This window comes from Kitasatospora paranensis (genome assembly GCF_039544005.1).
Classification (GTDB): domain Bacteria; phylum Actinomycetota; class Actinomycetes; order Streptomycetales; family Streptomycetaceae; genus Kitasatospora; species Kitasatospora paranensis.
In genome coordinates this window covers 570958-591962 of the sequence record NZ_BAABKV010000001.1, presented here as the reverse complement: position 1 = coordinate 591962, position 21005 = coordinate 570958, and the positions used below count along the sequence as shown (strand labels likewise).

At 72.1% G+C, this 21005-nt stretch carries 21 protein-coding genes and 2 pseudogenes; 12 read left to right on the top strand and 11 right to left on the bottom strand.

The window, feature by feature from the left end; translation table 11 throughout:
* Positions 1 to 49: 49 nt before the first annotated feature.
* Positions 50 to 631 carry a phosphatase PAP2 family protein gene (locus ABEB13_RS03035; RefSeq protein ID WP_345704146.1) on the bottom strand — a complete coding sequence of 194 codons (582 nt, stop codon included), beginning with the start codon at positions 629 to 631 and terminating at the stop codon, positions 50 to 52.
* Between the two features lie 204 nt (positions 632 to 835).
* Positions 836 to 1228, bottom strand: coding sequence for a nuclear transport factor 2 family protein (locus ABEB13_RS03030; protein WP_345704145.1), 393 nt, complete (start codon positions 1226 to 1228; stop codon positions 836 to 838).
* A gap of 121 nt (positions 1229 to 1349) precedes the next feature.
* Between ABEB13_RS03030 and ABEB13_RS03025 the strand changes: the two genes are divergently transcribed.
* Positions 1350 to 1805 carry a MarR family winged helix-turn-helix transcriptional regulator gene (locus ABEB13_RS03025; RefSeq protein ID WP_345704144.1) on the top strand — a complete coding sequence of 152 codons (456 nt, stop codon included), beginning with the start codon at positions 1350 to 1352 and terminating at the stop codon, positions 1803 to 1805.
* Between the two features lie 404 nt (positions 1806 to 2209).
* Here ABEB13_RS03025 and ABEB13_RS03020 read toward each other — a convergent pair whose 3' ends face one another.
* The 4 genes and pseudogenes from ABEB13_RS03020 to ABEB13_RS03005 form a co-directional block, all read right to left on the bottom strand.
* Positions 2210 to 2728: an SRPBCC family protein gene (locus tag ABEB13_RS03020; RefSeq protein WP_345704143.1), complete on the bottom strand. Its 519-nt coding sequence runs from the start codon at positions 2726 to 2728 to the stop codon at positions 2210 to 2212.
* Positions 2725 to 3069: an ArsR/SmtB family transcription factor gene (locus ABEB13_RS03015; RefSeq protein ID WP_345704142.1), complete on the bottom strand. Its 345-nt coding sequence runs from the start codon at positions 3067 to 3069 to the stop codon at positions 2725 to 2727. The genes ABEB13_RS03020 and ABEB13_RS03015 overlap by 4 nt, the downstream gene beginning before the upstream one ends.
* Positions 3070 to 3453: 384 nt before the next feature.
* Positions 3454 to 3882 (bottom strand): annotated as a pseudogene (locus ABEB13_RS03010) (ISAs1 family transposase); the annotation flags it as partial.
* A gap of 5 nt (positions 3883 to 3887) precedes the next feature.
* Positions 3888 to 4481, bottom strand: a complete 594-nt coding sequence (locus ABEB13_RS03005) for a transposase family protein (RefSeq protein WP_345704140.1) — start codon at positions 4479 to 4481, stop codon at positions 3888 to 3890.
* Between the two features lie 414 nt (positions 4482 to 4895).
* Here ABEB13_RS03005 and ABEB13_RS03000 point away from each other — a divergent pair, with 414 nt between their 5' ends.
* Positions 4896 to 5987 (top strand): vWA domain-containing protein, encoded by a 1092-nt coding sequence (locus ABEB13_RS03000; RefSeq protein ID WP_345704139.1) that lies wholly within the window; start codon positions 4896 to 4898, stop codon positions 5985 to 5987.
* Positions 5988 to 6013: 26 nt separating this feature from the next.
* Here ABEB13_RS03000 and ABEB13_RS02995 read toward each other — a convergent pair whose 3' ends face one another.
* A complete protein-coding gene (locus ABEB13_RS02995; RefSeq protein ID WP_345704138.1) occupies positions 6014 to 6751 on the bottom strand; it encodes a hypothetical protein in 738 nt (245 codons plus the stop codon).
* 408 nt (positions 6752 to 7159) lie between these two features.
* On the opposite strand from ABEB13_RS02995, the pseudogene ABEB13_RS40235 reads away from it, so the two are divergent.
* The 4 genes and pseudogenes from ABEB13_RS40235 (at position 7160) to ABEB13_RS02970 (ending at position 11422) form a co-directional block, all read left to right on the top strand.
* Positions 7160 to 8313 (top strand): annotated as a pseudogene (locus ABEB13_RS40235) (carboxylate-amine ligase).
* 233 nt (positions 8314 to 8546) lie between these two features.
* Positions 8547 to 9098, top strand: coding sequence for a hypothetical protein (locus ABEB13_RS02980; protein ID WP_345704135.1), 552 nt, complete (start codon positions 8547 to 8549; stop codon positions 9096 to 9098).
* 168 nt (positions 9099 to 9266) lie between these two features.
* Positions 9267 to 10727, top strand: a complete 1461-nt coding sequence (locus ABEB13_RS02975) for a HEAT repeat domain-containing protein (RefSeq protein WP_345704134.1) — start codon at positions 9267 to 9269, stop codon at positions 10725 to 10727.
* Complete coding sequence (locus ABEB13_RS02970) at positions 10616 to 11422, top strand: hypothetical protein (protein WP_345704133.1); 807 nt, start codon at positions 10616 to 10618, stop codon at positions 11420 to 11422. The genes ABEB13_RS02975 and ABEB13_RS02970 overlap by 112 nt, the downstream gene beginning before the upstream one ends.
* Positions 11423 to 11446: 24 nt before the next feature.
* Here ABEB13_RS02970 and ABEB13_RS02965 read toward each other — a convergent pair whose 3' ends face one another.
* The 3 genes from ABEB13_RS02965 to ABEB13_RS02955 form a co-directional block, all read right to left on the bottom strand.
* Complete coding sequence (locus tag ABEB13_RS02965; RefSeq protein ID WP_345704132.1) at positions 11447 to 12778, bottom strand: RNA polymerase sigma factor; 1332 nt, start codon at positions 12776 to 12778, stop codon at positions 11447 to 11449.
* The gene (locus ABEB13_RS02960; protein WP_100886421.1) at positions 12751 to 13170 is read right to left on the bottom strand and encodes a YciI family protein; all 420 of its coding nucleotides are present in this window, start codon (positions 13168 to 13170) and stop codon (positions 12751 to 12753) included. The genes ABEB13_RS02965 and ABEB13_RS02960 overlap by 28 nt, the downstream gene beginning before the upstream one ends.
* Positions 13171 to 13349: 179 nt before the next feature.
* Positions 13350 to 14324 (bottom strand): LuxR C-terminal-related transcriptional regulator, encoded by a 975-nt coding sequence (locus ABEB13_RS02955; RefSeq protein ID WP_345704131.1) that lies wholly within the window; start codon positions 14322 to 14324, stop codon positions 13350 to 13352.
* A 137-nt stretch (positions 14325 to 14461) separates the two neighbouring features.
* On the opposite strand from ABEB13_RS02955, the gene ABEB13_RS02950 reads away from it, so the two are divergent.
* The 6 genes from ABEB13_RS02950 to ABEB13_RS02925 all read left to right on the top strand — a co-directional run bounded on the left by ABEB13_RS02950 (position 14462) and on the right by ABEB13_RS02925 (position 20193).
* Positions 14462 to 15043 carry a TetR/AcrR family transcriptional regulator gene (locus tag ABEB13_RS02950; protein WP_345704130.1) on the top strand — a complete coding sequence of 194 codons (582 nt, stop codon included), beginning with the start codon at positions 14462 to 14464 and terminating at the stop codon, positions 15041 to 15043.
* Between the two features lie 320 nt (positions 15044 to 15363).
* Entirely contained in the window at positions 15364 to 15531 is a 168-nt protein-coding gene (locus ABEB13_RS02945) for a hypothetical protein (RefSeq protein WP_345704129.1), read from the top strand.
* Between the two features lie 7 nt (positions 15532 to 15538).
* Positions 15539 to 15850 (top strand): hypothetical protein, encoded by a 312-nt coding sequence (locus ABEB13_RS02940; protein WP_345704128.1) that lies wholly within the window; start codon positions 15539 to 15541, stop codon positions 15848 to 15850.
* A 341-nt stretch (positions 15851 to 16191) separates the two neighbouring features.
* Positions 16192 to 18012 (top strand): NlpC/P60 family protein, encoded by a 1821-nt coding sequence (locus ABEB13_RS02935; protein ID WP_345704127.1) that lies wholly within the window; start codon positions 16192 to 16194, stop codon positions 18010 to 18012.
* A 153-nt stretch (positions 18013 to 18165) separates the two neighbouring features.
* A complete protein-coding gene (locus tag ABEB13_RS02930; RefSeq protein WP_345704126.1) occupies positions 18166 to 19431 on the top strand; it encodes a transglycosylase family protein in 1266 nt (421 codons plus the stop codon).
* Positions 19432 to 19614: 183 nt separating this feature from the next.
* A complete protein-coding gene (locus ABEB13_RS02925) occupies positions 19615 to 20193 on the top strand; it encodes a hypothetical protein (protein ID WP_345704125.1) in 579 nt (192 codons plus the stop codon).
* 95 nt (positions 20194 to 20288) lie between these two features.
* Here the strand turns inward: ABEB13_RS02925 and ABEB13_RS02920 are convergent, their stop codons facing one another.
* The gene (locus tag ABEB13_RS02920) at positions 20289 to 20684 is read right to left on the bottom strand and encodes a hypothetical protein (protein ID WP_345704124.1); all 396 of its coding nucleotides are present in this window, start codon (positions 20682 to 20684) and stop codon (positions 20289 to 20291) included.
* Positions 20685 to 21005 lie beyond the last annotated feature (321 nt).

Genomic DNA, 21005 nt, shown 5'->3' with positions numbered 1-21005 from the left:
CCGCGTCCACCGCGCGCCGGAGCAGTCACCACGACCGTCACCGGGACCGTCACCGCAGGAGGGCGAAGACGGGCCCGGCGACGGTCGAGCCGATCAGCAGGCCGACGGCGACCTGGCCCGGGGTGTGGCAGCGCAGCCGGATGCGGGACCAGCCGATCGACGCGACCAACGGCGCCAGCGCGAGCATCCAGGGGCCGAAGACCGCGGTGAGGACGGCAAGGGCGCCGGCCGCGACGGCGGAGTGCACCGACACCTTCCAGACGAAGGTGACGGCCAGCAGGGCGAGCAGGACGGCGACCATCGCCGTCACCAGGGCGGACACCTCCGCGGGAGCACCCAGCCCGTACAGCAGGGCGGTGCCGGTCAGGACGGAGGCCATCACGCCGGGGGCAGCCACGATGCGGTCCTGGCGGCGCCGTACGTGCCGGTCCCCCCAGTAGCGGCGGCGCTCACCGAAGCGCAGGATCAGCGTGGGCAGCACCGCGGTGAACACCGCCGCGGTCACGCCCCAGCCGACGCCGGCCCAGCCGTCCGCGTGCAGGCCCAGCAGCGGGGCCAGGACGAGCATCCAGTTCCGCGGTTCGCCGCCGTCACTGAGCAGCCGGGCCCAGCGCGCCTCGCCGCGCGGCACCACCGCATCCGGGGCCGGCCCGGAAGGACCCGTTGGGGGTGGGGCCGAAACGCCCGGTGCAGCAGTCGAAGCCCGGCTGTGATGCGACACCTCGGTGCGTCCCGCCCCTCCGCAGGGTGGCGCCGCCGTGCGCGGTGTCCACCGTTCGAACGACATGCTTACCAGAGCGGGCGATGCACCGGCGCGGCCCGGACGGCGCGGGACTCAGCGGGCGCTGCCGAGGTCCCGGTCGCCGTCGGTGCCCTGGAGCATGAGGGTGGTCTCCTCGATGCGGCGGAAGCGGCCGTCGGGTGCGAAGTCGGCGAAGACGTAGACCTCTATGCGGACGGTGGCGCCGTCGGTCTTGGTGACCTCGACGGTGTGGCGGTCGGCGTAGCGCGTCCCGTCGACCAGTTCGTCGTGGACCTCGACGGTGCCGCCGGCGACGACCGTGCGGAGGTGGGCGATGTGGGCGAGGAACTCGGTGCGGTCGGCCCAGTCGCCGTCGGTGCGCTGGCGGTAGTCGGGGGCGAAGTGCCGGTCGGCGGCCTCGTCCAGGTCGAGCCCGGGGGTGAAGAGCAGGTCGGTCAGGGCGGCGCGGATGTCGGTGCGGTTCACGGGGATTCCTCCGGTCCGTGGGGCGTGGCCGGCCCCGGTCGGGGCGGGCATGATGCGTGCCTTGAGCACGCTTATGAACGGTAGCAGGAGAAGCGTGCGCGATGCACGCTAATCTGGAGAGGTGAACAACTCGACCGGCCAGGACATCGCCGACGCGCTGGGCATCCTCCTGCGGAGGAGCACCCGCGCCCGCCTCTACACCCGTCTCACCGAGGGCCTGGGGGAGGCGGTCGACGACCTCACCTACCCCGTCCTCAGCGGCCTCGCCCGGACCGGCCCGCGCAGCGCCGCCGACCTCGGCCGCGAGATCGGCCTGGACCGCACCACCGTCACCCGCCGCGCCGACCGCCTGGAGCAGGCCGGCCTGCTCCGACGCCAGCCCGACCCGGCCGACCGCCGCGCGACCCTGCTCGCCCTCACCGACGACGGCCACAGCACCGTCGCGGCCACCAGGCAGCGCCTGGCAGCCGCCATCGAGGACTCGATCGCCACTTGGCCGCAGGCCGACGCCCAGTCCTTCGCCCGTCGGCTGCGCCGCTTCGTCGACCAGGGCCCCTTCGCCGCCGATCCCGACTGACCGTCACCGGCCGCGCCACGCCGCCGGCACCGGAAAAAGGGCTGGGCCTCGGCGAAGTCAGTGTCCGTCCGTTTCGTGATCAGTTGAGGTCAGGGTAGGCGAGACAGTGTTGGGGGCGGCGTGCCTTGTGAGACGACGGCCCTGGAGAGCGATCAAGGGCCCCACTTCACCGAAGTGAAGCAGGGCCCTGACCTGGGCCTGAAGCCCGCTGCGCTGGCGCGCTCATCACGACTCGGACCTGCAGCCTCTTGATCCGTAGCTTCGGGCACCGCCTTGACCTGGGGCTTCGCCCTGGGCGGTACTGGTCGCCTGGTCGTTCCCGGCTGTCTCCCTACGCCCTCGTTGCCGTCAGGACTGCCGTCAGTCGAACGGGCAGAGAGCATGGCCCGCTGGTCGGGTCGGCATCACATGCGGGGTGCGGCCATGGCGGCAGCGGGCGTGTGGGAATCCGGGTTCTCGGTGTCCAGCTCGTTCTCGAGGCGGTCCAGTTCGTCGCGGGTGCCTGCTTCGCGCCAGTCGGCGCGGTCGTGGCCGTCGAGGTAGGCGCCGTGGTCGGTGATGGTGACGCGGGTGCCTGCGTCCGCGGCGTCGAACTGGATGTGGACCAGGTTGACCGCGATGCGGGTCTCGTCGCTGTGCATGTGGTTGGTCAGGACGATGCGCTCGTTCGGCACGATGTCGCGGAAGACGGCCTCGTAGGTGAACACGGGGCCGCCCTCGGTGTTGGCGAACGCGGTGCGCTCGGTGCCGCCGACTCGGAAGTCGAGTTCCATCGCTGCGGCGTCCCCTTCGGTGCTCTGCTGGCCGGCGAACCACCGGTTCTTGATCACCGGGTCGCCCCAAGCGGCGAACACGCGCTCGAGCGGGGCATTGAATACGCGCTCAATGGTGAACGTGGAGTGGGTGACGGATCGATCGGTCATGGCTGGTCCTTGTCTTCGGAGTGCTCGGCGAGGATGTCGTCGAGTCGGTCCAGGCGGTGCTCCCAGGGCGTCCGCTGTGCGGCGATCCACCCTTCGGCCGCGCGCAGGGCGGCGGCCTCGATGCGGCAGGTGCGGACGCGTCCGACCTTCTCCGACAGCACCAGGCCGGCGGCCTCCAGCACCTGGAGGTGCTGGACCACCGCGGGCAGCGACATCGGCAGCGGCTTGGCCAGCTCGCTCACCGAGGCCGGCCCGCGGGTCAGCCGCTCGACCATGGCTCTGCGGGTGGGGTCGGCCAAGGCTTGGAAGACTCGGTCCAGCTGCACCTCATGGTTAAGCATGTACTTAAGCTTAGGGGCTGCGCCCGACATCGGTCAAGCATCTGCTTAAGCATTCGAGGAGTCCACAGCGCGACGCACTCGGGTACGCCCGTCACCGACGTGCCATCTGGCCGCTGCCTGACAGGGCCCCAGAACAGCGTTGCACGAGGAGACGTCAGAGGCCCTTCACCGTCTCCAGCGGCGGACCAGGGCCTCTGGCGAGGTCAGCGTCCGTCCGGTTCGTGATCAGGTGAGGCCGAGGTAGGCGAGGGGACGTTCAGGGCGGCGTGCGTTGCGTCGTAGGGCGGCGGCGATGTTGTTGGCGCCGGTCAGGCGCAGGGCTCCGATGGCCAGGTTGCGGAGGCTGGCCATCGCTCGTGGGGCGTTGCCGGTCCGCAGTTGGGAGGCGTCTTCAGCGAAGGTCGTGTCTCTCACGTGGTGTAGGGCCTCGACTTTCCAGTGCTCCCGGACGAGTCGGGCGATCTTGGAGGAGGCTTGCCCGGCGGTCAGGCTGGTGACGGCGTAGACGGTCGTGATCGTGGTTGTACCGGTCTTGCGGTCGGTGCGGCACCGTTTGACCTGGATGGCCTGGCGGGCTCCGGGGAAGCGCAGGTTGTTCACGGTGGCGACCTTGATCCGGCGGATCTCCGAGCGGCCGTGGCCCACATCCTTGACGCGGCCTTGGAGCGGGATGTCCGCCCAGGGCAGGGACTTGAGCTGCTTGCGCAGCTTCTTCGTGTTGCCTTTGACGATCACGATGTAGTGGGCCTGCCGCCGATGGAGGTGGGCGGCGTGTTCGCGCTGGGTGTGCAGCGCGTCGGCGGTGACGACCACGCCGGTCAGGTCGGCAATGCGTCCAGCAGCGGCTCGAAGCGGGTGATTTCGTTCGACTTCTCGCCGACGTCCAGCTGTGCCAGGACCACGCCGGTCGTGTGTTCCAGTGCGGCGAGCAGGTGGATCTTCCGGCCACGGGCCTTGGCGGCGCCCCGCAGGCTCTTGCCGTCCACGGCCAGGCCCCGAAGTCCTGCGCGTCTGGTCGCCTCGGGGCGGCGGTCGGCCAGCCAGCGGCCGACCGCCCGGTCCAACGCGTCGCCGTCGATGCGCACCAGCAGCCGACGCACCGCGGACTCCGAGGGCACAAGACGCCGCGACAGCAGTGGATCAGGGCGAACTCCGAGCTGTTCCAGCACGTGGGTCGGTGCGTCAGCGATCCACTCGCCGACCGCCAGCAACGACGTCGCCCCGGCGAGTACCGCGCACGCAGTCAGCGCCAGCACCGCGGCAAAGGCGTGGCGCACACCGCGCGGATCACGCGGGTCCGGGACCTCGGCCAGCCGCTCCAGCAGGCCCGGGACCTCCTTGGGTTCAAGCTGGGGCTGCTCGCGGAGCTGGTCAAGGGCAGGCAGGATCGGCGATGATTCCTCGGCAGGCACGGTCTTCCACTGGGATCACGGGGCGTAGAGAACTCCATGATCTTGGAAGTCCGTGCCTGCCTCGTTCCCGGGCCCCGCCTCAGCGGCCAGATCGCCCCGAACCGGACACCATCCGACTACGCCGAAGCCTTGGGAAAAAGGGCCTGTCCGTGGGGCCGGCAATGCGGCGGTGCCTTCGGGCTCGAACGGCAGGAGCGCACGGATCGCATTTCCCCTCGGGACGGCACGTCAGAATGCTTCGGCGGAAAGGGGACCGACTCTCCGGATTTCCTTCGCCCGCCCGTCGGACCACGTGTGATCGGCCCATGGAACCGCAGGTCGGGACGGGCTGTCAGTGTCCCGCCGTAGTGTGGGAACCACGCCGAAGGGGCGCCGTGAAGGCGTCGGAAAAGGGCTTGGAAAAGGGGCGGAACCATGTCTGCGAACAGGATCAACCACAAGGTCAACCACGTCTCGCTCGTGGTCGACAAGTCCGGATCGATGCGTCAGCACGAAACGCAGCTCATCCGTGTGGTGGACGAATTCGTGAAGGGCCTTCAGGAGGAGTCCGACCGGCTCGGCCACGAGACCCGCATCAGCCTCTACGCCTTCGACCACGAGGTGCAGAACCTCGTCTGGGACATGGACGTCAAGCACCTGCCCTCCCTGCAGGGCCTCTACAAGGTCGACGGCGGCGCGACGGCGCTGATCGAGGCGGCCGTGAAGTCCGTCGACGACCTGAAGAACATCTGGGAGGGGTACGGGGAGCACGCCTTCCTCCAGGTCGTCGTCACCGACGGCGAGGAGAACGCCTCCGGCTGCTCGGAGACCGGCCGGATGCACACCCGCATGGGCGCCGGCCAGGGCAGCGCCGTCCTGCGCACATGGATGGACCGCATCCAGAGCGCCATGGACAACCTCCCCGACCACTGGACGTCGGCGATCCTTGTCCCGAACTCCCTGGCCAAGCGCACCGCCCAGGAGTACGGCTTTCCCGCGGGCAACATCGCGATCTGGGACGCGGATTCCAGCAAGGGCGTCGAGGAGGCCATCGGCACCGTCAAGACGGCTGCCACCAGCTTCCTGCGCGGCCGCGAACAGGGCGTGCGCGGCACCAGGAACCTGTTCGCCATGGGCCAGGACTTGAGCGCCGCCGAGGTCAGGGCCAACCTCGACGCCCTGGACACCGGCAAGTACATCCTCGTCCCGGTCGACCAGTCGACGCCGATCCGCGACTTCGTCACCAGCGCCGGGCACCCGTACACGACCGGCTGCGCCTTCTACGAGCTGTCCAAGCGGGAGAAGATCCAGGGCAGCAAGCAGCTCGCCGTGGCGGAGAAGGACCCGGCCACGGGCCGGATGACGGGCCGGGTGTTCTCGGGCCCGGCGGCGCGCCGGCTCCTCGGCCTGCCGACGTCGGAGGCCACGGTCAAGCCGGGCGACAACCCGACGTACACCGTGTTCGTCCAGTCCACCTCCGTCAACCGGAAGCTGGTCCCGGGCACCAAGCTCCTTGTCCTGCTGTAGCCGGAATGGCGATCCGGCCCCGCCCGTCAGAGGCGTTCCCGGGCCGGACGATCGGTCCTGCGGCGGCGCCGGACGACGGCACCTGCCCCCAGCGCGGCGGCGACCACGAGCCCGAGCCCGGCAGCGTACGGGATCATGCCGGGGCGTGAACTGCCCGCCGTCCCGAGCGTGATGGTGGAGGGGCTCGACGACGGAGCCGGCGCCGTCGCGACCGGATCGGCGGGGGCGGTGGCGGGGGCCGGCGCCGAGGGGGTTGCACCGGTCGGGGTGCCGGCGGGCGTCGGGGACTCGGCGGGCGGCTCGGAGGTCCGCACCGGCTCCGGTGCGTGGCTGGACGGTGCGGCGCGGGTCGGGGCCGGAGCACCGCCGCCGGAGCTGCCGCCGGATCCGTACTGGAAGGTGACCTGCGGCATGTTGTAGTTGTCCAGCGCCCCCTGGACACCGCGCCCGGCTGCGTCGAGCAGCGAGTAGCCGGAGACTCCGTTGGTGAGAAGCCGGAACTTCCCCGCGTGGGCCTTGCTGCTCAAGGTGACCCGCGCGTGGACGGCGAGCGAGCCGTGCGCCGGGATCACCACGTTCGAGTTCATCACGTCCAGGGTGAAGTCCTGACCGGTGGTGACATCGGGAGCGCGCCAGCTGGCCGTGCCGGGGTCGTCGAACATCACGGAGACCCCACCGCCGCCCTGGCCGATGTTGTAGACGCTGAGGAAGAAGTCGTCGCACAGGATGCGGTACTGCGAGCTCGACCGGATGGTCAAGGTCACCTCGAAGCTCCCGCCCACCGGCACCGACGACGGCACACCACTGATCGTGGTGATCATCGCACCGTTGCCGGCAGCCTGCGCCGGTACCGCCGAGCCGGCCAGGAACAGAAGTCCGGCCGGTACGACGGCCAAGAGACCGATACGACGCATCGCGCGCCCCCGAGATCCGTGGCCCCTCATCCAGTGGGGGCCGAGCGGCGCATGCTAGCAAAGCCGATCATGGGATTCGCACGGCAGATCCCCGACGACCGGACCTCCTCCGGCGGCGTGCGCCCGGCGGGGGCCGCACAGCCGTGCCGACCCTGCACAGCCGCAACGGGCGCACCGTCCCGCTCCTCGACCTCGACCGGGGCGCCGTCCGTGCTCTCCCGGGATGTGCTCGTCGGGCGGACGTGGTAGCCCGGAGTCATGGATGCAGGGACCGACACGGCAGACGGGGGCCGAATCGACCCGGGCGCGGGTGACCGCCCGACCGTCGGGGTCGAGGAGGAGTACCTGCTGCTCGATCCGGAGAGCGGTCTGCCGCTGCCCCGGGTCGAGGAGGTGTGCAGGATCGCGGGCCTGCACCCCGCGGTGCACCACGAGGAACTGCAGAACGAGCTGCTGCAGGCGCAGGTGGAGGTCGCCACCCCGGTCTGCCGGGATCTCGACGAGGTCGGCGGGCACCTGCTGCGGCTGCGGCACGCGCTGGCGACCGCGGCGGAGACGGCCGGCTGCCGGCTGGCGGCCTGCGGCACCGCCCCGTACGCACCGCCGGTGCCTCCGGAGATCGTGGACGCCCCCGGTACCACTCGATCAGAAAGGTCGTCTCGCGGCTGGCCGACGAGGCCATGATCAACGGCATGCACGTGCACGTGGCCGTACCGGACCCGCAGACGGGGGTCGCGGTGCTCAACCGGCTCCGGCCCTGGATGCCGGTGCTGATCGCCCTGTCGGCGAACTCGCCGCTCTGGCAGGGCTCCGACACCGGCTATGCGAGTTGGCGCACCGTCGTCTTCGGGCGCTGGCCGATCAGCGGGATCCCGCCGCACTTCGCGGACGCGCAGGACTACGAGCGCCGGATCGACCACCTCCTGGCGGCCGAGCTGATCCGCGACCGCGGGCAGGTGTACTGGCAGGCCCGCCTCTCGGCCAAGTTCCCGACCGTGGAGCTGCGGGCCATGGACGTCCAGCTCCGCGCCGACGAGGCGGTCATGCTGGCCGGGCTGGTGCGGGCACTGGTCGTCACGGCGATGCAGGACGAGGCGGCGGGGCGGCCCCCGGCGCCGCGGACACCGGAGAGTCTGGAGGGCGCGGGCTGGCATGCCGCCCGCTACGGCCTCGACGGCACCCTGCACGACCCGGTGACCGGGATGTCCCGGCCGGCGGCCGAGCTCGTCCGCGGCATGCTGGAGCAGCTCGGCCCGGTCCTGGCGGCCCTGGGCGACACCCGGGCGGTGGCCCCGCTCGTCCACCGCCTGCTCGCGGAGGGCAACGGCGCCGAACGCCAGCGCCGCCACCTCGCCGAACACGGGCGGGCCGGGCTGATCGCGATGATCGCGGCGCAGAGCGGGGCGTCCTGAGCCCGGCTGCCGTCCTCGGCCCCCGATGCCGTGCTGAGTCCCGGCCGCTCGGGTGCACGTCGGCCGGCCGGAGCCGGGTCCGGCCGGAGGCGCACCGGCCCAGGGCGAGGCAGAGCCCCGACGCCCGGAACGCCGCAGCGCCGGGCGTCGTCCCAGCAGGTGGAGCCGCCGGACGGGCGGCCATCGAACATCACGGGCCGCGCGGCACACGCACGGCCCCGCAGGGGGCAGCAGTGGACCTTTCCTTCCGGCGCCGACCGGAGCCGTACGACCTCGGGCCCGATCCCGATCTCGGGATGTGGCTTGCCGAACTGGGGGAGTGGCAGGACCGCGTCGTCGCGCTCGGACCCGACGACGGCCGGAGCCACGGGCAGCTCTGCTGGGACGTGCTGGAGCCCACGGGCCTGCTCGCGGCGCACTGTCGGGACTGCCGGCACGGCCACGGCGGCCCCCGTGACCCCGCGCGGATGGACGCGGCCCTCAAGATCAGAATCCCGGCCGAGGAGATCGTCCCGTGGACGGCGGCCACCCTCCTCCGCGACCTCGTCTACACCCTCGGCGCCGGTGACGGCGCTCTGCGGCCCATGGCGGAGGCGATCGGCAGAGGACTCGTCGACCTGCTCGGGCCCGACGCCGACTGGCGGGCCAACGGCTACGCCGCCTACCGGGAGGGTGCGACGGGCAACGTCCACTGGGCGCCGGTCAGCGAGGCCACCTTCGATGCGGCGGTCGTCGGCATCGGCAACGGCCACACGGTGGTGATCGTCGCCACCGGCGAGGACTGACGGCGGCGCCCGCGGGCCGCGCGCTGCTCAGGTGGCCCGCTCGTCGGAATAGGGCTGGCCACCCAGGGCAAGGCGGTGCAGGGCAGCGCAGGGCGGTGGTGCCCGGCCCTGTACCGCCGGCACGGGGTCCCGACCGTCCTGTCGGAGGCGGCTGGGAAGATCGCACCCATGCACCCTGATGACGTCCTCGCCGGCCTCGACGCCCACCCCTGGGCCGACGTCTCGCACGCCTACGGTCCTGCCGAGGACCTGCCCGACCTGCTGCGCGCCCTCGCCGAGGGCGGGGAGGACGCCGAGGAGGCGATCTCCGAGCTGTACTCGTGCATCCTCCACCAGGGCACGGTGTACTCCGCCAGCGTGGACGCCGTCCCGTACCTCGCCCGGATCGCCGCTGCCGCAGGGCCCGGGACGGCCGAGGTCCTCCGCCTGCTCGGCGGGCTGGCCGAGAGCGACGACGAATGGGAGATCGCGCCGGGCGCCGTCCGGGCCGCCGTCGTCACCCGGATCCCGCTGCTGATCCCGCTGCTGACGCACCAGGACGCGGACATCCGGCTGCTCACTGCCTGGACGCTCGGCCGCACCCGGGACGCCGAAACCGCCCCCGCCGCCCTGCGGACCCGCTGGACGGCCGAGCCCGATCCCGGCATCCGGGCCGAGATCCTCGTCGCCCTCGGCCGGGTCGACCTCCCCGGCGCCGCCGCCGAAGCCCGCGCGCTGCTCGGCGCCACCACACCCACGCCGCTGCGCCTGGCCGCGCTCCTCGTCGCCCTGGACGCCGCCGAGCCGTGGACCGACGCCCACCACGAGGCCGCGCTCGGCCTGCTGCCCGCCCGCGAACTCACCGTCGGCCGGTACGGCATGCACCACCGCGACCCGCTCCACGCGATCGTCGACAACCTGCTGCACCGCGGGACGGACGCGGACCGCGAAAGCGCGTTCGCCCTGCTGGACGCCGCGCTGCGCGACGGCCGCCCCGAGGTGCGGACCGAGGCGCTCGCGGCGGCCGACCACGCCTGCCACCTCTCCCGCGGCGCCCCCGACGGCTCGTCCCGGCCATCGCCCCGCTCGCGGCCGCCTTCCCGGCCGCAAGCCTGCTCGGCAAGCTCGGCCCGGCCGCCGCCGAAGCCGCGCCCGTCCTCGCCGAACTCGCCGCCCAGGCCGACGAGGAGGCAGCCGACCAGGCCCTGGCCGTACTCGTCCGGGTCGCACCACGACAGGCCGCCCCGCTGCTGGCCGAGAACCTCGACCGGCGCCCCCGCGCGCTCGATGCCGCAGGCGACTTCCAGGCCCCCGCTTTCCCCTTCGACCCGGCCCTGCTCGCCGCCGTCCGCACCCGGCTGGCCGCGGACGGGCTCGGCAACAACGAGACCGCCGACCTGGTCCACCTGCTGCGCCAGTGGGGCCCGCAGGCCGCCGCCGCCCTGCCTGAGCTGTACGCCGTGCTGCCCCGTTTCCTGTACGCGGCCACGGCCATCAGCGCCGCGGCCGCGGCCGCGCCGCAGGCCGAGCGTGAGCAGGTGCAGCGTGACCGGGCCGAGGTCGACCGGGTCGAGCGCGACCGGGCCGAGGTCGACCGGGCCGAGCGCGACCGGGCCGGCGCCGTGCTGCGCGACTTTGGCGGGTCGCTGATGGCGGCGCGCGCCCACCACGACCTCACCGGCGAGACCGACCTCCTGCTCGACGCCGTCGCCGAGGGCCTCGCCGCCGGCCCGCGCGACGGCGCCGAGGCCGCCCAGGCGGCAGCCGCCCTCGGCCCGGCCGCCGCCGGACTGGTCCCCGCCCTGCGGGCCGCCGTCAGCGAGGACGCCGAGCCGACCACCCCGCAACTGGACCGCGACATCGCGATCGCCACCGCCCTGTGGCAGATCGACGGCGATACCGGGGGAGCCGTCACGATCCTGGCCTCCGTCCTCGACCGCACCGCCGGCAACCAGCTCTGGTACCGGTGGACGGTGATCCGCGCCATCCGCGCCGCCGCCCTCCTCGGCCAGGCTGCCCGGCCCCTGGTCCCCCGCCTGGAGGGCCTGCTCGCCGACCCCGAGAAGGCGCCCGCCGCCGTCCTCGCCCTGCTGGCCGTCACGGACCCTGCTGCCGTCGATCGCGGCCGGCTCGCCGAGGCCGCCCTCCACGCGGCCGAGACCGGAGGGGACATCCCCGGCGCCTGCGAGGCTCTCCAGGCCCTCGGCGCCACCGCCCTGAGCACCCACCAGCGCCTGCGCGTCGCCGACCTCGCCGAGAACGACGGGCGCATCGTGCGCTCGGGCCTCGCCAACGGCATCATCCGGGAGGACGAACGGCTGCGCGCCCTCCTGGCCGCCATCTGACCCGCCGCCGGCCGTGGGTCGGCATCACTCCAACGCGGCTGCCTTGCGCAGCAGTACGGACCGTTCGCGGGCGTTGCCGCACAGTCGGGCGGCGAGCTCCAGCTCGGCCCGGGCCTCGCGGGTCCGGCCGAGCCGGACCAGCAGTTCGCCGCGCACGCCCGGGAGCAGGTGGGACCCCGACAGGCGGCCGGAGGCGACCAGGTCGTCGACCATGGACAGCGCCTGGTGCGGTCCGCCCGCCATGGCGACGGCCACGGCCCGGTTGAGCTCGACGACGGGGGAGGGGGCCACGCGGCCGAGCGCCTCGTACAGGAGCACGACACGCTCCCAATCGGTCTCCTCCACCGAGGGCGCCGTCGCGTGGCAGGCGGCGATCGCGGCCTGCAGCCCGTACGGTCCGAGGCCCCGCCCGACGGCCGAGGCCCGGCCGAGCGCCGCCAGACCGCGACGGATCGCCGAGCGGTCCCACAGCCGCCGGTCCTGGTCCTCCAGGAGCACCGCCTCCCCATCGGGCCCGGTGCGCGCCGGAAAGCGCGCGGCGGTGAGCTCGAACAGCGCGAGGAGCCCGCACACCTCCGGCCCACCGGGCAGCAGCGCGGCCAGCGTCCGGGCCAACCGGACGGCCTCGTACGCGAGATCGGGGCGCAGCAGGCTGTCACCGGTCGTCGCCGTCGAGCCCTCCGTGAAGATCACGTACAGGACGCTCAGCACTCCGCCGAGCCGCGCCGGCCGCTCCTCGGCCGGCGGCAGCTCGAACGGGACGTGCGCGGCGGCCAGCGTCTTCTTCGCCCGGGTGATCCGGGCCTGGACGGTCGGCACCGGTACGAGGAACGCCCGGGCGATCTCCTCACTGGACAGGCCGCCCACCACGCGCAGCGTGAGCGCCACCCGGGCCTCGGGCGAGAGCACCGGATGGCAGGCCGTGAACATCAGGGCCAGGACGTCGTCATCGACGCGGTCGGGATCCCACGGGAGATCGTCCGGCCGGCCGGGCGCCGTCCCCGCGCCGGCGCTGAACTCGCCGTCGGCCAGCCGGCCCGCCAGCATGGCGTACCGCTCGTCCAGCGCCGACCTGCGACGGAAGGCGTCGATGGCCCGCCGCCGTGCGGTCGCCAGCAACCAGCCCACCGGGCTGGCCGGCGCACCTTCGCGCGACCAGGTCACCAGTGCCTCCGCCAGTGCCTCCTGGGCGACATCCTCGGCGAGCGCGAAGTCCCCGGTGTAGCGGGCCAGCGCACCGACGATCCGCGCCGACTCGATCCGCCAGACGGCCTCGACGGCCCGCCGCGCCGATTCGGCGTTCGGCGGGCCGTCGGTGGCTGCGGGCGTCAGATCTGGCCGGTCTGCTCGCGCCACGCCCGCTCCTTGATGATCCACTCGTTGTCCTGCGGGAACTCCTCGATGCCCGGCACCCGACGGACCTCGCACTTCGAGCCGGGGAAGGCCGGGAGCCGCTTGGCCCACTCGACCGCCTCCTCCTTCGAGGCGACGTCGATCAGGTAGAAGCCGCCGAACAGTTCCTTCGTCTCGCCGTAGGGGCCGTCGGTGACCACCGGGGTCTCCCCGCTGAAGTCCACCACCACACCCTGGGACGGGTCGTCCAGTCCCTCGGCGGCGACGAGCACGCCCGCCCGGATCAGCTCCTCGTTGAACCGGCCCACGGTCTCGAGCATCTCCTCGAAGGGGGTCTCCATCATCTTCGCGAGGGACTCGTCCGTGCCTCGCATGATCAGCATGTACTTCGCCATCGTCCGTCTCCTCGATCGGGGGCCGCCTTCCGGCCCTCTCTACCCCAGGTCGAACGGCGCGGCCACGGATCGACACGCAGGACTGCCTCGGGCCATCTTTTTCGCGACTTTCTCCACGGGCGTCCGGTCCGGACCCGGCAACGGTGAACCGACGAGGGCCGGTGGTCGGATCGTAGGGCTCAGAGCCAGCCGTGGTGGGCGGCTTTGATACCGGCTTCGAAACGGCTGGTGGCGTCGAGGCGTTCCATGATCGAGGCCATGTGGCGGCTGACGGTGCGCGAGGAGATGCCGAGGCGCTGGCCGGCTGCGTCGTCGGTGAGTCCGGCGCCGAGCATGCGGAGGAGTTCGCGTTCGATGTCGGTCAGGCCGCTGGAGGGGTCGGTGGGGCGGGTCGCGCCGAGGGGGACGGCGGTGCTCCATGCCTGGTCGAACAGGTCGAGGAGGGCGGAGAGGATGCCGGGCTCGGTGACGTGCAGGGCGCCCGCGCGGGTGTCGGCGGGGTCGATGGGGACGAGTGCCTGGGCGCGGTCGACGATGATCAGGCGCTGGGGTATGACGGGTGCGGTGCGGACCTCGCTGCCGAGGTCGAGGAGCCAGTGGGCGTAGGCGGTGGTGTGCGGGTCGTTGCGGGTGGCGTCCTGGTAGAGGGACTTGATGGTGATGCCGCGGGCGATGGCGTCGGCGTTGGCGGGGCGTCCGGCGGCCAGGTCCTCGGGGCGCATCGCGGGGCCGGGGTGCACGCCGAGGATCTCGGTGCGGGCGCCGTGGCCCATCTGTTCGAGCCGCGCCTGGATGGCATCCATGCCGAGCAGGCGCTGTCCGTGGGCGCTGCGCTGTTCGGCGCGGTCGGCGACCATGCGGGTGACCGCGGCGCGGGAGGCGGCCAGCTGGGCCTGGCGGGCAGCGAGTTCGGCCTCCTGGCGGGCGAGGATGTCCGCCAGGCCGATCTCGGGGCTGACCGCGCGCATCTGCCCGGGGTGCTCGCTGGAGGCGCGCACCAGCATGAGCGCGGCGAGTTCGTCGAGGCAGTCGTGGACCTGGGCGGGGCCCAGGTCGCAGGCCGCGGCCAGCCGGTCGACGGCCAGGCCCGGGTGATCGAGCATGGCCTCGTAGACGGCGCCCGCTGTGGCTGTCAGCCCCACGGTCTCCAGCACGGTGTGAACCCCCCGGTTGCACGAATTTCTTGATCGAAATGACGAGTCGATACGTCTCGTTTCGCCGCGCACATGCTGGCGGAGCGGGGGCGGCCGCGTCAAGACGAGACGCTCCGTCTCGTGAAACAATTCCGGTCATGGCCCCCGCACCGAATCCGGATCTGCGCAATCGGCGCTCCCACCAGGCGATCCTCGACGCCGCCCTCGAACTGGCCGCCCGTGACGGCTACGCCAAGGTCACCGTGGAAGCCATCGCCGCTGCCGCGGGGGTCGGAAAGCAGACCATCTACCGCTGGTGGCCCAGCAAGGCGGCCGTGATCCTCGAAGCCCTCAACGACCGGACCGGACCGTTCTCGGGAGTCCCGGACACCGGAGACGTCGCCGCCGACATGGCCGCCGCGGCGCAGGGGGTCGTCGAGGCGTTCGGCACCGACCTCGGAACGATCTGGCGCGGCCTGGTCGCCGACGCCCAGAGCGATGCCCGCCTTGCCGGCGACCTGCTCACCGATTTCCTCGAACCCCGCAACAAGTGCTGGCAGGACCGCCTCGACGCGGCCGTCGCCGCCGGCGAACTGCGCGCCGACGTCCCGACCCGGACCATGGTCGAACTCCTCTTCGGCCCGGTCTACTACCGGCTCCTGCTCGGCACCGACCCCCTCGATCCGGAGAACACCACCGCCCGCGTCGAGTACCTCCTCAACGGCCTCCGGCCGCGCTGACGGCCTCCGTGCGCTGAGCAGTTCCGGATCGCGGCAGGGGCGAGTCCATGGGGCATGTCCGGGCTCGCCCGCAGTCTCCTCGCTGTGGACTTCCTTCCCCTTTGAACCATGAACAGTGTTGTCATGTTCATGTCTTCTGTCGCGATCCCGCCAGGCGACTTGGCGACAGCCGGAAACCCTTCCCCGACGTTCCGGTCCAGGCGAAGCTATTGATCGCCGGCAGGGAAACACTCCGAACGGCAACCGGACGAAGCGTCAACCGCGGGACGCAGAAACGGCGAAGACCACACCGACCGTCACGTCAGCAAAGGACCACTGCCATGATCCGCACCCGTATCGCCCAGGTCGCCGCGGCCGCCACCATCTCCCTGGCCGCGCTCACCGCCACAGCCGCCCCTGCTGCTGCCGACGAGAGCCCCGACAGCTCCGCCGCTGCCGCCGCCCCGTCCACCCACGTCGCGGCCCCGGACAACCTGACCTGGGGCTGATGCAGGCATGGACATCGTCTACGCCAGCCTGAGGCGCAGACACCACTTGCCGGCCCGGGCCGGTGAAGCGGCCGAGGTCACCGGGGCCCTGTGGGCGCACGCCACTCCCGATGACGGCCTCGAACACGCCACCGCCGTGGTCGAGCCGGACCGGGTCGACCTCCTGCTCTACCTCCTCACCCGCACACCGCCCACCCCTGCGGCACCCACTGCCGTGCAACGAGCGGCCGACCTGCTCACCCGCTGTCACCAGGCCTCTCCGCACCTGCGCCGGAGCTACCTGCCGCCGACCCCACCCGCGGCCGCCACCCAGCGCTGACCCGCACACCCGCCGCAGTCCCGCACACCCCGTACAACCCGCACATCCAGCCGGCCCCGTACGTCGCACGCCGCCGGCTCCGCGGGACCGCTCCCTGCCGGGCGGCCGTCCGGGCCGCCCCGTGCCCCGCGCACCGAAGACCTGCCTCGCCCCTTGCGGGTCGTGCCCCACCGGGCTGCGGATCCCTCTCCTCGCACCTGTCCGCACCCCGTGCGCTCCTGGCTTCTCCCCGTCCCCGCTCCGGCTGCTCCTGCAGGGCAGCCGTCCACGCCCTGGGCCGGGCCCTGCCCGGCCAATCCATGAATCCGACGGTTCGTCGGATCGACCTCGATGGGAATCTCATGTCCATTCGTCAGCGCACCACTGCTGCTGTTGCCACGCTGCTCACCGCCGGTCTCGCCTCCGCTGCCCTGGCCGCACTGCCCGCCCACGCCGACACCGTGGTGTCCGGCTACCAGTCCGTCACGTCCACCGGCACGCTCGGCGGCGGCGCTGCGCCGGGCGGCCAGGTCACCCGCCCCCAGGCGGTCCAGCGCGCCCAGGACTGGGTCAACAACCTTGTCCCGTACAGCCCCCACGGCCTCAGCTCCCCCTACGGGTGGTGGGCCGACAACGCGACCGGCGGCCGCTACCGCGAGGACTGCTCGGGCCTCGTCTCGATGGCGTGGCAGCTGACGAGCAGCCTGACCACCAGCAGCCTGCCCAGTGTTTCCACCAAGCTCGCCAGCCTGGACGACCTCCGTCCCGGTGATGCGATCAACAACATCAGCACCCACGTCGTCCTGTTCGCCGGCTGGACGGACGGCAACCACAAGGTCGCGAACGTCTTCACCGAGTCGGGCACCGACTACCCGACCCGCTACACCACCTACACCCGTGACTACCTGGAGAATCACGGCTTCGAGGGCTACCGCTACAACAAGATCGTCGACTCGTCGGGGCCCCAGGGCTACCCCGATCCGGCAACGGAGCCCACCGGCACCCTGGTGAAGTCGCCCAACAATGCGACGGTGAAGCTGATCATCAACGGGGCGGGCCTGGACATCGCCGGATCCGACGTCGGCCCGGACGGCTACGACCTGAGCCGGGTCGTGACCGTCGACGACGCCAAGTTCTGGGCCCTTCCCAGCTCGCTCCCGTCCGGCAGCGTGGTCCACGACCAGGCCGGCGGCAACAGCCGCTACGTCATCGTCGGCGGCGCCGCACTGCCGATCACCGGCGCGGAGTGGACCGCGGACGGCTACAACACCGTCGCCGACATGGGCGTGCCAACCTCCTGGCTGAACAACGCCCTGAAGGCCACCCTCCCGGCCGGCATGGTGGTGATGGACCAGTCCGGCACCGACACGAACCGCTACGTGATGATCGGCGGCGCCGCCCTGCACATCTCCGGCGCGGAGTGGACCGCCGACGGCTACAACACCCAGGCCCTCATGGGCGTCCCCGGCACCTGGCTGGCCCAGGCCGCCACGAAGACCCCGCCCACCGGCACCGTGCTGATGGACCAGTCCGGCACCGATACGAACCGCTATGTCATGGTGGCCGGTGCGGCCGTGCACATCTCCGGCGCGGAGTGGACCGCCGACGGCTACAGCGGGCAGTCGCTCATGGGCGTCCCCGGCGCCTGGCTCGCCGGCGCCGCCGGCTCCACCGTCGCCGACGGCACCCTGATCAAGGGTCAGTCCGGCGCCGACCCCTCCGTGTACGTGATGGTCAACAACTCCGCCCTCCCGCTGACCAACGCGGAGTTCACCACCTCCTACGCCAACCAGCCGGTGGTCGGCGTCCCGGAGACCTGGGAGGCCGGTGCGGTCGGTCGCCCGCTGAAGAACGGCACCGTGATCAAGAACGTCTCCGGCGCCGACCCGTCCGTCTACGTGATGGCCGGCGGCATGGCCGTCGCGCTCGGCTACGCGGACTTCACCGGCTTCGGCTACGACAAGCAGCCGCTGCGGCCCGTCCCCGGTACGTGGGAGGCCTCGGCCGCCGCCAGGACCGCCCCGAGTGACGGCACCCTGCTGCAGTCGCCCGACAGCACCACGGTCTGGCAGGTCGTCAACGGCGGCAGCAAGAAGGCCGCCACCGCCGGCTCCTACAACACGGCCGACGTGGTCAAGGTCCCCACTGCCCTCACCGCCAAGCTCCCCACCGTCACCCAGTAACCCCGCACCCGCACCGCACCGGCCGGGAAGCCCCGGCCAGCGACTCCGCAACCGCGCCCGTCGGGGCAGCCCGGCCCGCACCGGTCGGACTGCCCCGCGCACGGCCGCACCCCACCCAGTCTCCGTCCGCATCCGTTCCAGGGGGAACCCGCCATGACCGTGCACTCCCGCAAGATGTCCACCCTCGCCCTCACCGCCACCACTCTGCTCGCCCTCACCGCCCCGCTCGCCGTCGGCGGACAGGCCTCTGCCGCCTCCGTGTCCACCTGGGACAAGGTCGCCCAGTGCGAGAGCGGCGGCGACTGGGCGATCGTCTCCTCGAACGGCCTCTACTACGGCGGCCTGCAGTTCTCCCAGAGCACGTGGCTCGCCTACGGCGGCGGCCGGTACGCGCAGTACGCCAACCGGGCCACCAAGCAACAGCAGATCGAGATCGCCGAGAAGGTCCTCGCGTCCCAGGGCGAGGGCGCCTGGCCCCACTGCGGCCCGCTCGCCGGGCTCGGCAGCGACCACGCCGACCCGTATCCGACCACCACCACCTACCCCGACCCGGCCTCACTGCCGAACGGGACGCTCGTCAAGTCGCCCGGTGGCCCCTCGGTCAAGGTGATGATCAGCGGGGCCGGCCTTCCGGTGGCCGGATCGGACGTCGGCCCGGACGGCTACGACCTGAACGGGATCGTGCCGGTCGACAACGCGGCGTTCAACGCCCTCCCCACCACACCGCCGGCAGGCACCGTGGTCCACGACCAGGCCGGCGGGAACAGCCGCTACGTGGTGGTCACCGGCGCAGCCCTGCCGATCTCCGGCACGGACTGGACCACGGACGGCTACAACACCCGCCCCGACATGGGAGTTCCCTCCTCCTGGCTCGCGACCGCCACCACGACCGGGCTGCCCAGCGGCCTGGTGGTGATGGACCAGTCCGGCACCGACGCGAGCCGCTACGTCATGGTCGACGACGCCGCCCTGCACATCTCCGGCGCCGAGTGGACCGCCGACGGCTACAACACCCACACCCTGATGGGCGTCCCCGGCACCTGGCTCGCCGAGACGGCCGCCAAACCGGTGGCCAACGGCACCGTCATCAAGAACATCTCGGGCGCCGATCCGAGCGTGTACGTGATGGCCGGCGGCATGGCCGTCCCCCTCACCTCCGCCGACTACACCGGCCTGGGGTACGACAAGCGCCCGCTGACCGCAGTCCCCGGCACCTGGGAAGCCACCGCAGCGGCCAGGACCGCACCGGCCAACGGCACCCTGCTCCTGTCACCCGACAGCGCCACGGTCTGGCAGACCGTGAACAACGGCAGCAAGAAGGCCCTGACCGCCGCCGACTTCGGCCCCGGCAAGCTCAGCCTCGTCGACGTGGTCAACGTCCCGACCACCCTCACCGCCAAGCTCCCCACCATCCAGTAGCCCGCACGCACCCACGGCAGCCCGGCCCACCCGGCCGGGCTGCCGTCTTCCTGCCACACGTGGCCTCCGGCCCCGGCGTCGTCCTTGACCTGTGAACTCTTGCCAGAAAGCGGAATACCCGATAGTCATATGCATCGCTGACGGGGGCGCCAGAGAGCTTTCTCCCACAACCTAAGGATCGACGTGTCCCAGCCCATCCATGAGGCCACCCCCGATGCGCACGCGCCGTACGGCTACCCGGCGCCGGTCGAGCCGAAGCGCAGGAACGGCTTCGCCGTGGCGTCGCTGATTTTCGGTCTGATCGGCGGCATGCTCTTCGGGCTCGGCTTCGGCATCGCCGGGTTGGTTCGCGCGAAGAAGGTCGGCCGGGGCAAGGTGATGTCCTGGATCGGCATCGTCCTGTCGATTCTCTGGATAGCCCCGGTCGCCTACGTCGTTCCGCACCTGCTCAAGGCGTCGGACAGCGGCTGCGTGTCGGCGAAGCAGACGATCGCCACCTACGGCGAGGCGAAGCTGAACGCGGACCAGAGCGACCCGACCGCGCTGAAGGCCGACTTCCAGGCCCTCGCCACCCAGTTGGCCGACGCAGCCGCCAAGAGCGGCGACGCCACCGCCCGTGCGGCCATCCAGCGTCTGGCCGGCGACTTCCAGGAGCTCAACACCGCACTCGCCGCCGGGCAGGCCCCCGCAGCGGACCTGGAGGGCCGCCTCACCGCCGACGGGACCAAGGTCGACTCTGCCTGCGGGACGTTCGGCAGCTGACCCGGTCCGGGAACCGACAGGGGATGCGTCGGGCCCCACGGAAGCGACGGCTTCCGTGGGCCCGGCCACCCGCCGGACCGCAGCCGCGGGTCGGGTCAGCCGCATCCGTATCCGATCCGCGCGACACCGCCGTGCACGTCGTCAGAGCGCCGATCAGGGTTCAGCAGGGCGACGGCGGCCCGGGTGAGCGGCTTGTGGTCGACGTCCCCGTTGTCCTCATCCCGAAGGTCCACAGCCACGCTCCGCCGACCGATGTCCGAGGTCTCGCGCCAGAAGCACACCGTTGCCCTCAGCGTGCCGTCACTTTCGCAGAATGCCCGCTCGGTCAGGAGCGGGCGGAACGCCTCGGGTACCGAATTCACCAGCCCCGGCCACAGCCTGAGCGGATCTTCGGCCCGAGGGGTCATCGGAGATTCGTGGTCGAAGACCCGGGCAAATGCGCCGGCCGGCGAGAACACCGCCGAGTGGTCGTTCCCTGAGCCGTCGGCCATGGAAGCCGGCATCTCCGTCTCCGACCAGGCCGGATCGAACGAGAAAAACGCAGGGACGGCTCGTCGCACACGATCAGGTCCAGCACGGCCAAGGCTTGAGCTCGCCTTCGGACAGCCGAGATCTCCGGCAGTCGGCTCGTCACCCCGTGGACAGTCATGGGCTCATTCCATCGTCGCCCACGGACGCAACCCGATCGCGGCCTCGACGGGGCCATGCAGCGCACGCCGGATCGTGCCCCGGCCCGTGGCGCCGTGCCGGACTCTCCGGGCGTGTTCCCTGGTGCGAGGCCACGGTGCTTCCGCTCTGATGGTTCTGCCGGG